General features: G+C 40.9%; 13 protein-coding genes. 5 read left to right on the top strand and 8 right to left on the bottom strand.

Annotated elements, in window-relative coordinates:
• Positions 1-51 precede the first annotated feature (51 nt).
• Positions 52-2,097, bottom strand: coding sequence for a PTS system trehalose-specific EIIBC component (treP, locus tag K1I80_RS00375; RefSeq protein ID WP_223313413.1), 2,046 nt, complete (start codon positions 2,095-2,097; stop codon positions 52-54).
• 187 nt (positions 2,098-2,284) lie between these two features.
• On the opposite strand from treP, the gene treR reads away from it, so the two are divergent.
• Positions 2,285-2,998, top strand: coding sequence for a trehalose operon repressor (gene treR / locus K1I80_RS00370; protein WP_049544219.1), 714 nt, complete (start codon positions 2,285-2,287; stop codon positions 2,996-2,998).
• A 368-nt stretch (positions 2,999-3,366) separates the two neighbouring features.
• On the opposite strand, the gene K1I80_RS00365 is transcribed toward treR, so the two are convergent.
• Complete coding sequence (locus K1I80_RS00365) at positions 3,367-4,707, bottom strand: hemolysin family protein (protein WP_049544221.1); 1,341 nt, start codon at positions 4,705-4,707, stop codon at positions 3,367-3,369.
• 151 nt (positions 4,708-4,858) lie between these two features.
• Positions 4,859-5,983, bottom strand: a complete 1,125-nt coding sequence (locus tag K1I80_RS00360; RefSeq protein ID WP_002923582.1) for an AI-2E family transporter — start codon at positions 5,981-5,983, stop codon at positions 4,859-4,861.
• Between the two features lie 74 nt (positions 5,984-6,057).
• Between K1I80_RS00360 and K1I80_RS00355 the strand changes: the two genes are divergently transcribed.
• The 4 genes from K1I80_RS00355 (at position 6,058) to K1I80_RS00340 (ending at position 10,463) form a co-directional block, all read left to right on the top strand.
• On the top strand, positions 6,058-6,852 hold the full coding sequence (locus K1I80_RS00355) for an ABC transporter ATP-binding protein (protein WP_223312377.1): 795 nt from the start codon (positions 6,058-6,060) through the stop codon (positions 6,850-6,852).
• Entirely contained in the window at positions 6,849-8,411 is a 1,563-nt protein-coding gene (locus K1I80_RS00350) for a beta-carotene 15,15'-monooxygenase (protein ID WP_223312378.1), read from the top strand. The genes K1I80_RS00355 and K1I80_RS00350 overlap by 4 nt, the downstream gene beginning before the upstream one ends.
• A 111-nt stretch (positions 8,412-8,522) precedes the next feature.
• Entirely contained in the window at positions 8,523-8,897 is a 375-nt protein-coding gene (locus tag K1I80_RS00345; RefSeq protein ID WP_223312379.1) for a hypothetical protein, read from the top strand.
• Positions 8,898-9,404: 507 nt separating this feature from the next.
• A complete protein-coding gene (locus K1I80_RS00340) occupies positions 9,405-10,463 on the top strand; it encodes a DMT family transporter (RefSeq protein WP_223312380.1) in 1,059 nt (352 codons plus the stop codon).
• A 366-nt stretch (positions 10,464-10,829) separates the two neighbouring features.
• On the opposite strand, the gene K1I80_RS00335 is transcribed toward K1I80_RS00340, so the two are convergent.
• The 5 genes from K1I80_RS00335 to K1I80_RS00315 all read right to left on the bottom strand — a co-directional run bounded on the left by K1I80_RS00335 (position 10,830) and on the right by K1I80_RS00315 (position 14,874).
• On the bottom strand, positions 10,830-11,606 hold the full coding sequence (locus tag K1I80_RS00335; protein ID WP_223312381.1) for an ABC transporter permease: 777 nt from the start codon (positions 11,604-11,606) through the stop codon (positions 10,830-10,832).
• Positions 11,593-12,546 carry an ABC transporter ATP-binding protein gene (locus K1I80_RS00330; RefSeq protein ID WP_223312382.1) on the bottom strand — a complete coding sequence of 318 codons (954 nt, stop codon included), beginning with the start codon at positions 12,544-12,546 and terminating at the stop codon, positions 11,593-11,595. The genes K1I80_RS00335 and K1I80_RS00330 overlap by 14 nt, the downstream gene beginning before the upstream one ends.
• On the bottom strand, positions 12,546-13,142 hold the full coding sequence (locus K1I80_RS00325; protein WP_398578156.1) for a TetR/AcrR family transcriptional regulator: 597 nt from the start codon (positions 13,140-13,142) through the stop codon (positions 12,546-12,548). The genes K1I80_RS00330 and K1I80_RS00325 overlap by 1 nt, the downstream gene beginning before the upstream one ends.
• A gap of 239 nt (positions 13,143-13,381) precedes the next feature.
• Positions 13,382-13,933 (bottom strand): class I SAM-dependent methyltransferase, encoded by a 552-nt coding sequence (locus K1I80_RS00320; protein ID WP_223312383.1) that lies wholly within the window; start codon positions 13,931-13,933, stop codon positions 13,382-13,384.
• Entirely contained in the window at positions 13,927-14,874 is a 948-nt protein-coding gene (locus K1I80_RS00315) for a TIGR01212 family radical SAM protein (RefSeq protein WP_075202670.1), read from the bottom strand. Before K1I80_RS00315 ends, K1I80_RS00320 begins: the two co-directional genes overlap by 7 nt.
• Between the last annotated feature and the right edge of the window lie 34 nt (positions 14,875-14,908).

Raw genomic sequence — 14,908 nt, 5'->3', positions numbered from 1 at the left:
AGGGACAGATTTTAAAGCACCGTCCCTTTCTATAAGTCATTTCATTTTTCTTTAAAGTGGATTAGCTGCCATCAACTGACTGCCTCGCTCAACTGCCTGAGGAAGTTGTTCAAGCTCCTCCACCTGATACTTGTCTGAGTTCGTAATGATAACTGGTGTTTCCGTTACATAGCCCGCTTTCTTGATCATGTCTATATCAAAGGAAATGAGCTTGTCGCCAACCTTGACCTTATCTCCCTGAGACACATAACCTTCAAATCCTTTGCCCTCCAGATTAACAGTGTCCATTCCGATATGCATCAGGATTTCAACACCTTCATCTGACAAGATGCCGATGGCATGCTTGGTTGGAAAGAAGACTGTTACTCTACCATTAACTGGTGAAACCAACTCACCTTGGCTAGGAACAATGACAACTCCACGCCCCATCAAACCTTGTGCAAAGACAGGATCTGTTGCCTGACTCAATTCTTTGACTTCTCCTGCCAGCGGACTAGTAATCGTTACAGGAGCTAATGAATCAGCTGCTTTCACCTCTGGAGACGACTCGGCTTTGGATGGCCCGGCAAATTCTGCCTCTTCCTGGGCTGCAAACTCTGCCTGCAATTCTGGATCTTCCTCTGCCTTCGTTAAGAAGCCTGTCTTGTGGAAGAAGAAGGTCAGGAACATTGGTACAAGGATTGCTACAAGCATAACTAGAAGGAAAGGAAGCCAGTAGTTTGCTTGAATAGAAAGGATAGCTGGTAAGCCTCCGACACCAATACCAGTTGCTGTAACATTAAAGCTAAGGGACAAGACTCCGGCAATAGACGAACCAATCATCCCCGCCACAAATGGATAAACGTACTTGACATTGACCCCGAAGAGAGCTGGCTCAGTAACTCCAAGGTAAGCTGAAATGGTTGCTGGAAGCGAAATTTGTGCCTCTCTTTCATCACGACGATGCATGAGATAGTAGGCAAATACAGCCGAACCTTGAGCAATATTAGACAGAGCAATCATGGGCCAAAGAGCTGTTCCACCATAATCATTGGCTAACTGTGTATCAATGGCATTGGTCATATGGTGAAGACCTGTAATCACAAACGGAGCATAAAGGGCACCAAATACTGCACCAAACAACCATTTGAATGAACCTGTCAAACCAAGAAATACGAACTTAGACATTCCTTGTCCAACCCACCAGCCAAAAGGACCTAAAACCGTGTGAGCCAAAATCAGAGCTGGAAGCAGAGAAAGCAAAGGAACAAAAATCATAGAAATCACTTCTGGAATCCGTTTACGCCAGAAAATTTCTAAGTAAGAGAGAGACAGACCAGACAAGAGAGCTGGAATGACCTGACCTTGGTAACCATATTTGTGAAACTCAAGTATCCCAAAATACCAAGTGAAGTCTTTAGCAATCACAGCTTTAGAGGTATTGGCTACCTCATAAGCATTCAACAAATGTGGAGAAACCAAACAAATCCCTAAGACAATCCCAAGAATCTGACTGGTTCCCATCTTACGGGAGATAGACCAAGTAATCCCCACTGGTAAGAAGTGGAATACTGCTTGTGCCGGCAGCCAAAGAAAGTCATTAACATTGCTCCAGAATTTGGACACATCAACAATTGTATTATAAACGGGCTGCCCATTTTTTACTTGTGCAACTCCGTCAACAATCTTTCTACCCAAAGCTTCAATGTGAACGCCTTCAAGGACATTACGAAAACCAAGGATCAACCCTCCGACAATCAAGGCTGGAATCAAGGGTGTAAAAATTTCCGCCAGAGTGGCCATAACCCGCTGAAGAGGATTTTGCTTACTCTTAGCAGCAGACTTGGCTGCTTCTTTTGATACTCCCTCAATACCTGATACAGCAGTGAAGTCATTGTAAAAGATTGGTACATCATTTCCAATGATGACTTGGAATTGCCCAGCATTTGTGAAAGTTCCCTTGACCACTGGGATTGCCTCAATGGCCTTGACGTTGGCCTTTTTATCGTCGCCAAGTACAAATCGCATCCGCGTTGCACAATGGCTAACTGCTGTGACATTCTCTTTGCCGCCGATTGCATCAAGCAGATCTTTGGCTTCCTTCTCAAATTTTCCCATTTGACTACTGGCTGAATGAGAATCCAGCACTCTCCTTATATTTTTTACGAGTTAGTTTTTCAACACATCTCTACAAATTATTGTAATCGATTTCAAAGATGTATGCAAGTTGTTTGTTGAAAAAAGCCCTCATTTTTGATAAAATTTTCTATGTTGTATGTAAAAAAGAAAACAAGTGGAGTTTGTGATGAAGAAATACAAACAATTGTTCAAACAGATTGAGAAAGATATTTTAGAGGAACGTTATGCAGTCGGAGATTTCTTACCCAGCGAACACCAGCTGACAGAAGACTACCAGGTCAGCCGCGACACGGTGCGCAAGGCTCTGGCCATGCTGCAGGAAGAAGGATTGATTGAAAAGGTCCGCGGACAGGGTTCCAAAGTCGTCAAGCAGGAACAGTTTGACTTTCCAGTGTCTAAGCTGACCAGCTATCAAGAAGTAGTCAAGCAGAATAATATGCAGTCCAAAACCAATGTTGTCAGCTTGGAAAAGATTACCGTAGATCAGAAACTATCCGACATCACTGGCTTCCCTCCCTACCGACTGGTTTGGCGAATCGTCCGTCAGCGCGTTGTAGACCAAGTCGCCTCTGTATTAGATATTGACTATTTAGACAAGGGTATCGTCCCACACTTGACAAGGGAAATCGCTGAGCAGTCCATTTATGCCTATTTGGAAAATGACTTAAAACTCAACATTGCCTATGCCAAAAAGGAATTTACCATTGACCACGCCAATGACCGAGACAAGATTCTCATGGACCTAGGCAAGGACCAGCAGGTTGTCTCTGTCAAATCTCAGGTCTATCTGGCAGATGGCCGCCAGTTTCAATATACAGAGAGCCGCCACAAGCTCGACAAATTTCGCTTTGTGGATTTTGCTAAGCGTCAGAAAGAATAACCTTGAGTTCCCCATCCAGACCACAAAACCACCCCTGCCTTCCAGCTGGCAGAGGTGGTTTCTTTTATGAGTAGTCTAAGGCTGCTTTGTTTTGGAGCGACAAAGAGCCTCAAAATTTCTTTTTACTTGTTTTAGGAGATTTATATGAAAAAATTAGTTAAGGGCTTCTGCTGCTTTTTAAACGTTACTGATTCTTATTACTTCCTTTCCTACTTTTGCTCCTGTGAGAATGTCAATACTTGCTTATCATATAGGGTAACTTTAGATGTCATTGGACTGTCCTCATTTCTATTTTGATGGTATTAGTATAATCCCAGAAACTTAAGACAGACTTATAAAAAACTTGAAGGAAACTTAAAAGACTGAGGTTATTTCTCAGCCTTTTCTGCTTCTTCAACAATTTCCGAAATTTTAACCTTAACCTTTGTGACACGGCCATTTTTAACCTTGTCATTGGTCAAAATGAGTTGCTTATTCTGACTTTCAACTTTGTAACTAATGCGTTCTTTCGGGTCTGGAATAGTTCCTACACAAGTCAAGTAATAACCAGCTATCGTATCCACATCGTCGCTTTCAATTTCAACTTCAAAATATTCATTAAAGTCATTGAGAGTCATGGTTCCTAATACGATGTAGGTATTCTCACCGATTTCATGGACTTCGATTTCAGCCTTGTCAGTCTCATCATCAATCTCACCGACAATCTCCTCCAAGAGATCTTCCAGTGTGACCAGACCAGCCATTCCGCCATACTCATCCAAGAGAATCGCCATTTGATTTTGCGTATTGCGCAGCTCCTTAAGCAAATCATCGACAAACATGGTTTCCGGTACAAAGAGCGGCTCCTGCAAAATCTTACGCAGAACGATATTGTCAAAACCATTGATGAATCCTTCATTAAGCAATCGCTTGGTATGAATCAGACCGATGACATTGTCCTTATCCCCATCATAGACGGGAATCCGCGAAAAACTCTGTTTGAGAATGCTTTCGATAATTTCTTTGGTGTCATCCTGAATGTCCACCATAAAGGCATCCGTCCGCGGCACCATCAGTTCACGCGCCATCAGCTCATCCAGAGAGAAAATCCCCTGCAGCATCTCAATCTCATCTGCATCCAAGGTCTCCTCACTATTGGTTAGCATATACTCAATCTCATCCCGTGTCATCTTTTCGTCTGCATCATCAAACTTCATCGGGGTTATCCGGCTCAGTAGATTAGTCGACGCTGACAGCAACCAAACGAAGGGACTGACAATCTTGCCAAGAAAAATAATAACTGGTGCAGCCCGCACAGCTAGATTGTCTTTCAGGTTCATGGCAATGCGCTTAGGATAAAGCTCGCCCAAAACAATAGAAATATATGTCAACAAGACCAAAGCCAAGAAAGTTCCGATAGCACGTGCTGTTTCGGAATTTCCCATCCAAGAAGAGAACAGTTTTCCCAGATTATCCGCAAAGCTGGCCCCAGACAGGATATTGATAACTGTAATCCCAACCTGAATAGTTGATAAGAAGTTATTGGGGCTTTCTAAGACTGCCAAGAGACGGATATACTTGAGGTCCCCCTCTTCAGCCTTTTGCTCCACACGCGCTCGATTGAGCGATACCATTGCCATCTCAGCTGCTGAGAAAAAGGCATTTAACAAAGTCAATATAAACAGTAGTAAGGCTTGCCATAAAATATTCTGACTGCCAGGGTCTTCCATTGATTCTTTCTCCTCGAAAAGTATAGGTAAACCTGATTATATCATATTTTTAAATTTAGTGCACAGGAAATGAAAATAAGACGGAAGGTCTTCCTTCCGTCTTATTTTCTGGTATCGAGACTCTGGAATTAATCAATTCCGAAACTCATCCTTATTTATTAATAATCCCAAACTCTTCGTTCTTCTTCTGCTGCTGGGCTTCCTTGTGATTGTCATAGAGATTAGCCAAGAATTTAGCGATTTCCTTGAGGATAGAATAGGTCGGGATTGCCACAATCATCCCTAGCACGCCATAGATATTGCTGGATAAGAGTAAGAGCACCATGATGGTAATAGGATGAACCTTCATCACACCACCAACGATACGGGGATAGAGGATATTGCCATCTACCTGCTGGATAATCAGCATGTAAATCAAGGCTGCCACCATCTTCTGAGGATCGGTAAAGGCATACGTAATGACCATGGGAATCAAGCCGATGCTCGGTCCTACATAAGGAATCAGATTAGCCAGACTGGAGAAAATGGCAAAGACCAAAGCGTACTTAAGCCCAATCACGCTATAGCCAATATAGGCCAGAGCACCGATAATCAGGGCATCGATTGAAATTCCACTGATATAGCGGGCAACAGTAGCATTGAGATTGGTCAGCAAACTAGAGATATTGAGCTTATCGCGCTTGAGGACTGTCCGCTCCAGCATGGGTAGGAGCTTATGGCCGTCCATGAGGAAGTAAACCAAGAAAATCGGCGTCATAATCAAAATCATCAGCGTATTGACAACTGCTGACAGAACGCTGCCCAGACTGTTGGTCACACTGTTGAGAATATTCTGCAGAATATCCACATAAGACAGGTTGAGCTGCTGGATAGTGGACTGGATATTCAGATTTCGAAAGAGCGGATTTTTAGATAATTGATTGACAAAACTTTGAATTTCCCAATAAAGGCCTTGCGTTGAATTAATTAAGCTGCTCAGCTGATTAATCAAAATCGGCAAGAGGTAAATAACGCCCAAAGCAATCAAGCCAAACAAAAGGCTGAGCGTCATCAGAATCCCAATCATTCGGTTGATTTTGAGCTTTTCCTGGAGAAATTTCACCAGCGGATTCGTAATATAGTAAAGAAATCCTCCCACAAGAAAGGGAATCAAGATTGTGTTCACAACGCTAACAATTGGGGTTATCATATCCCCCATCTGGCGCCAGATAAAGAAGATAATCGTTAGCAAAAGGACCTCACTGGTCCAAAACATCAGCTTACTTTTATGAAACATTTGACTCCTCCTATCAGTTATTTTACCATAAATTTTGTTATAATAAAGGAGATTTAACGAAAGAAAGAGTAAAAATGAAAAAGATTATCAAACTGGAAAATGTAAGCTTGGCTAAACAAGGCCGGACCATCTTAAAAGATCTCAACTGGCAGGTGAAAAAGGGGGAGCATTGGGCTATTCTCGGTCTCAACGGTTCTGGAAAGTCTACTCTCCTGCGCCTGCTCATGGCTGAGCATTGGAAGACTCAGGGCAAGGTAACGGTTCTCGGTACTGAATTTGGTGCCGGCGACATTCCTCAGCTGAGAACTAAGATTGGAGTAGTCGGCTCCTTCATTGCTGAGCGCCTGCCCAGCCATCTCACTACCGAAGAAATCGTCCTGACAGGCAAGTATAAAAGCAGTATACTCTATGCTCCTTATGGACAAGCAGAGCTGGATCAAGCTAGAGAAATGCTGACCTCCATTGGTGGGCAAGAATTAATTGGCCGAAGCTACGCCAGTCTGTCTCAAGGGGAAAAGCAGCTCTTGCTAATTGCGCGCAGTCTCATGGAAAAGCCAGAACTGCTTATCTTAGACGAAGCGACCAGCGGTCTGGATCTCTTTGCCCGCGAGCGCCTGCTGGATCAAATTGGTAAGATTACACAGATGAATCAAGCTCCAACCATCCTCTATGTCACCCACCATGTAGAAGAAATCACTGCTACTATGGATCATGTCCTGCTCCTAAAAGAAGGAGAGATTATTGCCCAAGGTCCTAAAGAAGACATTTTTCAAAAAGAGGTCATGGATCGATTTTATCCCCAGCCAGTCGAGCTGATTGAGCTGGGAGAAGACCGCTATTTCGTCAAGGTGGAGGTCAGGTCCTCATGAAGCAATTTTCTAATACCATCTTCAACCTGGGCTACTTCCTGATTCTGACCATGACTGCCATTGCCTTGCTTTTCCTGTCTGGGCAGATTCTGCTGTCCCATACTTACATCCCTTTGAGGATTGCTGAAGGAGTCCAATTCGTCAGTAATCCTTGGTATTTCTACCCTATCCTCCTGTTCTTTCTCCTCAGCCTCTTTTTAATCCGGCCCCTGCTGGAAAAGGTTCAGACCAAGCATCTTTTTTGGTTTCTGTCCCTCATCTTTATAGCAGCAGCGATTTTTCTGATAACGGCCTACGATGGCCGCATCCGAGCTGACGCCAAGCACGTTTTCAATGCAGCACTAGCCTTTAACCGAGGAGATTACAGCTCGCTGACAACCGTCGGAAGCTACATGTATCGCAATCCCCATCAGCTAGGGCTGATGACTCTGGAGCGACTTTATGCTTTTATTTCTCCGACGACTCAGTTTGCCTTTAGCATGAATGTCGTCTGGACTTTACTCAGTCATTTCTTGATTTACAAGATTACAGCCCTGCTCAATGCCAGAGAAATGATTCAGAAATACACGATTCTGCTGACCTTTCTCTTTTTACCACAGCTATTTTTCATCCTCTTTGTCTACGGTACCATTCCTGGGCTCTTCTTCTGTCTGCTCAGTCTCTATGCTTTTATCAAGCTGGATCAGAAAGGAAACCTGCTCTATGCCTTGCTGGGAGCTGCTAGCATCAGTCTGGCCTGCCTCCTGCGCAACAACTACATTATCTTTGCCATTATGCTGATTGGAGTCTGCTTCCTGTCCATCTTTTATAAATGGTCTTGGAAGAAACCAATGACTATCATCCTGATTTTAGCCGGCATCGTTCTTTCAAACAAGGCTCTGACGGCCTACTATGAGCAGCTGATTGGGGGCAAGATTGGTGTCGGTACCCCAAAAATCGCCTACATCACTATGGGCCTGCGGGATGATCCCAATCGGCAGACCTTAGGAGGCTGGTACGATGCCTACAATACCAAGATTCTCAAGCGCAACAAATATGATGAAAATTTGGCTACAGAAATGGCCACTCGGGATTTGAAGGACATTTTGATTCACTTCAGTAAGCATCCGGCTTATGCGCTGAAATTCTTCTACGAAAAGGTCAAGTCTACCTGGACTGAGCCGACTTTTCAGTCTATTTGGACTGGACCTCAGATTGAGCGCCAGCAATACATGAAACCAGCTATCCTACGCAGCATTTATGAGGAAAGAAAAGGTTATCAGATTGTTAATTTCCTGCTCTTGACCCTGCTAGCCAGTATCTATCTGCTCTCCTGTTTCTTTATCCTTCATAAATTTTTCGTTGCCGAGGAAAAGCTGACGCCTTTCGACCTCTATCCCTTCATCTTTCTATTGGGGGGCGGCCTCTTCCACTTCTTCTGGGAAACCAAGAGCCAGTATGTCTATATCTATGTCCTCCTTCTCATCCCTTCCGCCGCTCAATCCTTAGTCGACCTGAGCGATTGGTGGAAGAACAAAGGAAAAGGGAAATCAACAGACCAGCTTGAGAAAAACCTATAAAACTTGAACACTTGATAAGAATTTCTTATAATTTTATAGGGATATTAAGTGACACAAAGTTGAATTTGTAACTGAAACTTTTTAGATTTTACGAAGGGAGAATAGTGATTTATGTTTTCAATATTAGGTGCAGTATTATTTGGAATTATAGCAATTATGACAGTTCTTGTTGCTTGCGGTCTGCCTTTGGGCGAATATACAATGGGTGGACAACATAAAATCTTACCTAAGAAATTTAGACTTGCGGCAGTCATTTCGATAGCTATTCAAATTTTTGCCATGATCATTATTTTGCAAGCCGGAGGTTTTATTCCCCTGTGGCTGTCTTTCAAGGTTACTAAATATATTTGTTTCTTCTTTGCCGCTTACCTATCCTTGAATACGATTATGAACATGATTTCAAAAAGTAAGAAAGAAAAATATGTTATGACTCCTCTTTCACTTATAGCTGCAATATGTTTTTGGATAACAGCATTTCAGATGTAGTATGTGAAATGAGAATCATCTGCAATGCGTCAAATTAGAGTTTGGGAATAACATTTCTACTCATGATTGCTAGTGAGATTATCGTGGTATCATGAATAGTGGAGTCGCAAAGACGATGAAACATAAGAATTGTCTAAATGAATAGAAGAATTTTTAAAGCAGTAAATTGCAATGGTTTACTGCTTTTTTGCTTATTTTTCAAAATAAAAGCGTCACTAATTTTTGAATGAAGAAAATCGCAATAACTGGAATAAAGCAACCCTAACAGGCATTTTGAAGAGGCAAGAGTATTGATGCGATGTAGTCAAAGTCAAAACCGAAATTCTATATTAAATGGAAAGAGCTAAAAGTGTTAGAAATTGTTTAGAGACACTAGTAAAAGAAAATAGAGGACTAACACAGGTTAAGAAGCAAGAGCTAGGGCTCTAACATTAAGTAAATATATGATATAATAGTAAAAATGTTTAGGGAAGCGAATTAGAATATACAGAGCAAAGGGGATGACAAATGTTGAAGCAGAAAACAAAGACGAGTGCAGTTATATTAGCACTGTTAGCAGCTGGATTTTATGCAATTAACACGCCATTTTCAAAAGTTCTTTTGAATAATGTTACACCAACTTTTATTGCCGCTTTTCTTTATCTTGGTACTGGTCTTGGCGTTGGAATAATGTATTTATTTCACATAAAAAAAGAGAAAAAATCAGAGAGACTTACAAAGCAGGATTTACCCTATACAATCGGAATGATTGGATTAGATATAGCCGCCCCTATATTTTTAATGATAGGTATAAAAATGGGAACAGCATCTAATGCGTCACTCCTTGGTAATTTTGAAATTGTGGCGACTGCGTTAATGGCATTACTGTTTTTCAAGGAGAAGGTATCAAGAAAGCTGTGGATTGCCATTGGATTTATTACGCTATCTAGTATTGTTTTGTCATTTGAGGGAAGTGATAGTTTCCAGTTTTCTATAGGTTCTTTTTTTGTGATACTGGCAACCTGTTGCTGGGGACTTGAGAATAACTGTACAAGAAAGATGTCAGATAAAAGCACATATGAGATTGTTTTGCTAAAAGGCATTTTTTCTGGCGGAGGTTCATTTACTATTGCATTGCTACTTGGCGAAAAGATTCCAGAAATCAAATACATTGCCGAAGTTATGCTATTAGGATTTGTAGCATACGGATTAAGTATTTTTCTTTATATAAGAGCGCAAAGAGACTTAGGTGCAGCTAAGACAAGTTCTTTTTATGCTGTAGCACCGTTTGTGGGATCATTTTTAGCCTTTGCAGTAAATGGAGAAAAATTGGCTCTAGAATATTTTATAGGGCTGGCTCTGATGTTGCTAGGAACGGTATTTGTAGTATATGACACTATGGTAAAGCATCATCTTCATGAGCATACGCATACGATTGTTCATACACATAACGGCGTGACTCATACTCATGTCATCAGTCATGAACATGAACATAAGCACTTCGGAAATGAGGAGAGACATAATCACAAACACGAAGATTATATAAATAGCCAGGAGCATAAATTGGCTCATGCGAATGGACTATAAATCCTAGTTTGTCTAATTAAATCGAAGAATGTTTAAAACAGTAAATCACAAAGGTTTACTGCTTTTTTCTCATTTTGAGAAGTCATAACCACCCGTGAAAACGGGATTTTACCTTGTTCTAAAACTGCCATCTGAGAACGCTTTGACACTTAACTTATCAAAGACAAGGTCATTTTTTCCAAATCACGTATATTAGAAACTATCTTTTCATTTAGGCCAACGATATTCACATAGTCCCCTCTCCCCCAAAACTTTCGATTGTCATAATATAACCCCTCTTGTTTTTCAATCTGAACAGGAGGGGTTGTTTTGAATGGAAATGAATAAGACTTAGTTTCGTGTTATTAGCATTTTCATCACTTCATTTTAATCGTAATCAGCATATCTCCACCAAGCTATTGTTGCGATAAGACCTAGAATACTTACCCCAAATAAACTGACAATGCTCCCAAAATTCAATAGTGCTTTTCCTGCAATACCACTTGCGAGTGCAGGAATCGCCCATGGAATGTATTTCCCAAAGTTAAGAGCAGAACCAAGCTGAGAAAAAATAATAGTAAAAATAATAAATGCCAATGGAGACAAATATCCCCGGCCTAAACAAGCAAAAAAAGCCACTGGAGTAGAGAGTACGATCGTAAGAGTAGTACAAAAAACAAAAGTAAGTATACCTTTGAAAATCACCATTAAGCTCCCACCCTCAAGTCCAATCAGATTGCCAGCTAATAATCCTAATAAAAGAGCAAAAATTGATAGAATATAGCTCCATAGAGCGATAACGATAAACTTGGATAATACGATTGTATCTCTTTTCATCGGGAGTGCTAATAAGTCTATCATCGTTTTATCAGAATATTCTCTACCAAAAATCCAAGATGCTGTAAATCCAAAAATGAGCAATCCCCCAACAGAAATGACTTGTGATACGGTCATTAAGTACGACGACCAGTCTGTTATCCTCATCATTTCCATTTTTGCAGAAATCAAACCAAGATTTTTGAAATTCTCTGGATATTTCATCATAGTTGCAAACAACCCAACAATAAAAGGAACTAAACAGATAGAACAAGCAGTTACGATGGAAAGTTTTGATTTTATTAACTTTTTCCATTCAATTAAAATACAGGAACTAAGCTTTTTCATTCGAAACACCTCCATTATAGTCATTCAGTATTCTTAAGAAATAATGCTCTAAATCTTCTTTTTCAACAGCCAGCGATTTGGGTGGATAACCTGCATTAACTAGCAATGTAGCAATTTCTTCCGGATATTCCACAGATTTTTTATCAATTAGTTCTAAGAAATCGATATTATTTTCTGTGTCTGATTGAATGTTTACATGATAGCCATGGTTAGATAATACTTCTTTCATGGCCTTATTATTAGATCCAGTTACTAGTAACCTCTTTTCTAAGTACTGTTCTAATTCATTGCTTTCAACTTCTCTTATAAGTCTGCCCTCATGTACAATAACTATCCTAGTAGCAATTTTAGATATTTCTTCCAGATTATGACTTGAAATAAGAACAGTTGTGCCGAAATTATTTGCTAATTCCTTTAATAGTTCCCTCACTTCAATAACTCCAAAAGGGTCTAATCCATTTGTTGGCTCATCAAGAATTAGAATTTTAGGTTTATGAATAATCGCTTTTGCAATTCCTAAACGCGCAACATTTCCTAAAGAAAGATGCTTCTCCTGTTTATGTTCATATTGCTTTAGTTTTAATTTTTCAATTACCCAGTCAATATTATCTTTATTAACCCCTCTTAATTTACTAACGATTTCTAAATTTTCTCTCACAGTTAAGTCTGGATAAGAATAAGGTGTCTCAATAATATAACCTATTTCATTTCGAAGTTCTAAATTACTCAGGTCTAACTTTTTTCCTTGGATATAACATTCTCCTGATGTAGATTTTATCAATCCTAGCATCATTCTCATCGTCGTTGTTTTCCCTGCACCATTTAGTCCTAAAAAACCTACTATTTCACCACTTTTTATTGATAGATTCAAGTTGTTGACAACATTTTTTGTTCCATATCTTTTAGAAAGGTTTGCGGTTCTAATTGCTTCTTTCACCATTACCTATCCTCCTTAGTAATTTGTTCCACAACTCCTTGTATGACTAACTTCAATGTAGTATCAAATTGTTTTTCACCTATTTCCTCGATGTGTAGAATAGTCATAGCAATCGTTCTAAATAAAGCAGAGACGATTTCTACCGATACATTTTCTCTAATGTTTATTCGGGATACAATTTTTTTAACCATCCTATCATCTATCAGGTGATGATTTGTTATCGCCTCTTTTGGTAATTTTCTTACGAGTAATTCCATTTCATGATTTTTAAATATGGTATACATAAATGAATAGCGAAAACCTTGATAAAAATCATAAAGTAACTCTACCAGACGATTTGTATCTATCTTGGCTTCCATATCTAATTGTTCTGTCAGGCGATTCATAACATCTATTTGATATTCTTCTAAGACCGCAAAAAATAACATTTCTTTTGAGGAATAAAAATTATAAAAAGAACCTTTGGAAATATCTACCATTGCTGCCATCTGGTCAACTGTGGTTTTCTTAACCCCATATCTTTGAAGGCATTCCTTTGCAACTTTATGTAATTTCTTTCTAATTACTTCTTTTTCTTCAGTAGTAAAAGCAGTAGCCATAACTTCCTCCTAAAAACGCTGTGACGTTTTTTGATTTTACAGTCATAGAATATCATATAAATTGAAAAATGTCAAAAGTCTTATATCTTCTATGTAAGAAAATATAAGATTTTAAATTTACACACACCTCAATTCTCTTCATTTAGACCTAATTATTCGATTTTCACGATTTAAAAAATAAGGATACAGTACTGAAAGCTCCTATTATCTGGCTTTTCTCTCTGTATCCTTATTGTATCTCAAGTTCCTTCTCTCAATTTCTCAATCATGACCAAGAAAGGCGGATTGTTAATCTGATTGACGGTCTTGTAGAGGGCAACGGTGAAGTCCTGTTGAGGCAGCTGACTGACGAAGTCTAGCACCGCATCTTTTTCAACTTCGCCACCTTCATGCCCGTAGTAAATCATGATCGCTGCACGACCGCCTTTTTCTAAGCTTTGACAGACTTTTTCCAAAGCTTCCAGCGTCGTATCAGGGCGGGTAATGACAGACTTGTCCGCCGAAGGCAGGTAGCCAAGATTAAAAATGGCAGCCTTGAACTGGTCTGTGTATTGGTCCAGAGTCTCATGGCCAGCCAAGATTAACTGAGCATTGTCCAAGTCCGCTTCTGCCAAGCGCTGGCGAGTCTTTTCTACAGCCTGCTCCTGAATGTCAAAAGCGTAGACTTGCTTGGCCAACTTAGCTAGAAAAAGGGTGTCATGCCCGTTGCCCATAGTAGCATCCACTACGGTGTCTTCCTTGGTCACGACTTCTGCCAAAAAGGCATGGGCCATCTGTAAGGGTCTTAACATACGAATCTCTGCTCCTTTGCTTTACAGCCTTGCTTGCTGCCACGACGACGCATTTCTGCCTCGATGGCATTGAGAACTTCCCATTTATTGAGGCTCCACATGGGGCCAATCAACATATCTCGCGGGGCGTCTCCAGTGATGCGGTGGATGACGATATGCTCGGGGATAATCTCCAGTTGGTCGCAGACGATGGAGACATACTCCTCCTGACTGAGCAGCTGCAGCCGCCCCTCATGATAATCCCTCTGCATGCGGGTATTGGTCATCAAGTGAAGCAGGTGAAGCTTGATCCCCTGAATGTCATTGTCCGTCACACAGCGGCGGACATTCTCCAGCATCATCTCATGGGTCTCTCCCGGCAGGCCGTTAATCAAGTGAGAGACAATCTCCGCCTTGGGAGCCAGCCTACGGACTCGCTGGACCGTCTCCACATAGAGCTCATAAGAATGGGCACGGTTGATGAGATCCGAAGTCTCCTCATAGGTAGTCTGAAGGCCCAACTCTACAGTCACATGCATACGCTCAGACAAGTCAGCCAAGTAGGCAATGGTCTCGTCGGGCAAACAGTCCGGCCGAGTACCGATATTAAGTCCAACGACGCCTGGCTCATTAATGGCTTGCTCATAGCGCTCGCGGATTACTTCAAGCTTCTCATGAGTATTGGTGAAGTTCTGGAAATAGACCAGATACTTGCGAACATCCGGCCACTTGCGGTGCATAAAGTCAATTTCCTTATAAAACTGCTCGCGAATAGGCGCATCTGGTGCCACAATGGCATCGCCCGAGCCTGAAACGGTACAGAAGGTACAGCCTCCATGCGCTACCGTACCATCCCGATTGGGACAGTCAAAGCCCGCATCAATAGGCACCTTAAAAGTTTTTTCACCAAAAAGTTTTCGATAATAATCATTCAATGAATTGTAAGATTTCATACCTTTCATTCTACCACAAAAAAGAGTTTAGAAACAAAAATTC

Source organism: Streptococcus sanguinis (assembly GCF_019929225.1).
In the GTDB taxonomy this organism is placed as follows: domain Bacteria; phylum Bacillota; class Bacilli; order Lactobacillales; family Streptococcaceae; genus Streptococcus; species Streptococcus sanguinis_J.
This window is presented reverse-complemented; position numbering and strand designations above follow the sequence as displayed.

What these genes read in the sequence shown, in the direction of transcription:
- K1I80_RS00325 (WP_398578156.1), bottom strand. Translation starts at nt 13,142, where the DNA reads ATGGCTACTGCTTTTACTACTGAAGAAAAAGAAGTAATTAGAAAGAAA.
- K1I80_RS00345 (WP_223312379.1), top strand. Translation starts at nt 8,523, where the DNA reads ATGTTTTCAATATTAGGTGCAGTATTATTTGGAATTATAGCAATTATG.
- K1I80_RS00315 (WP_075202670.1), bottom strand. Translation starts at nt 14,874, where the DNA reads ATGAAAGGTATGAAATCTTACAATTCATTGAATGATTATTATCGAAAA.
- K1I80_RS00355 (WP_223312377.1), top strand. Translation starts at nt 6,058, where the DNA reads ATGAAAAAGATTATCAAACTGGAAAATGTAAGCTTGGCTAAACAAGGC.
- treR (WP_049544219.1), top strand. Translation starts at nt 2,285, where the DNA reads ATGAAGAAATACAAACAATTGTTCAAACAGATTGAGAAAGATATTTTA.
- K1I80_RS00360 (WP_002923582.1), bottom strand. Translation starts at nt 5,983, where the DNA reads ATGTTTCATAAAAGTAAGCTGATGTTTTGGACCAGTGAGGTCCTTTTG.
- K1I80_RS00340 (WP_223312380.1), top strand. Translation starts at nt 9,405, where the DNA reads ATGTTGAAGCAGAAAACAAAGACGAGTGCAGTTATATTAGCACTGTTA.
- K1I80_RS00365 (WP_049544221.1), bottom strand. Translation starts at nt 4,707, where the DNA reads ATGGAAGACCCTGGCAGTCAGAATATTTTATGGCAAGCCTTACTACTG.
- K1I80_RS00350 (WP_223312378.1), top strand. Translation starts at nt 6,849, where the DNA reads ATGAAGCAATTTTCTAATACCATCTTCAACCTGGGCTACTTCCTGATT.
- K1I80_RS00330 (WP_223312382.1), bottom strand. Translation starts at nt 12,546, where the DNA reads ATGGTGAAAGAAGCAATTAGAACCGCAAACCTTTCTAAAAGATATGGA.
- K1I80_RS00320 (WP_223312383.1), bottom strand. Translation starts at nt 13,933, where the DNA reads ATGTTAAGACCCTTACAGATGGCCCATGCCTTTTTGGCAGAAGTCGTG.
- K1I80_RS00335 (WP_223312381.1), bottom strand. Translation starts at nt 11,606, where the DNA reads ATGAAAAAGCTTAGTTCCTGTATTTTAATTGAATGGAAAAAGTTAATA.
- treP (WP_223313413.1), bottom strand. Translation starts at nt 2,097, where the DNA reads ATGGGAAAATTTGAGAAGGAAGCCAAAGATCTGCTTGATGCAATCGGC.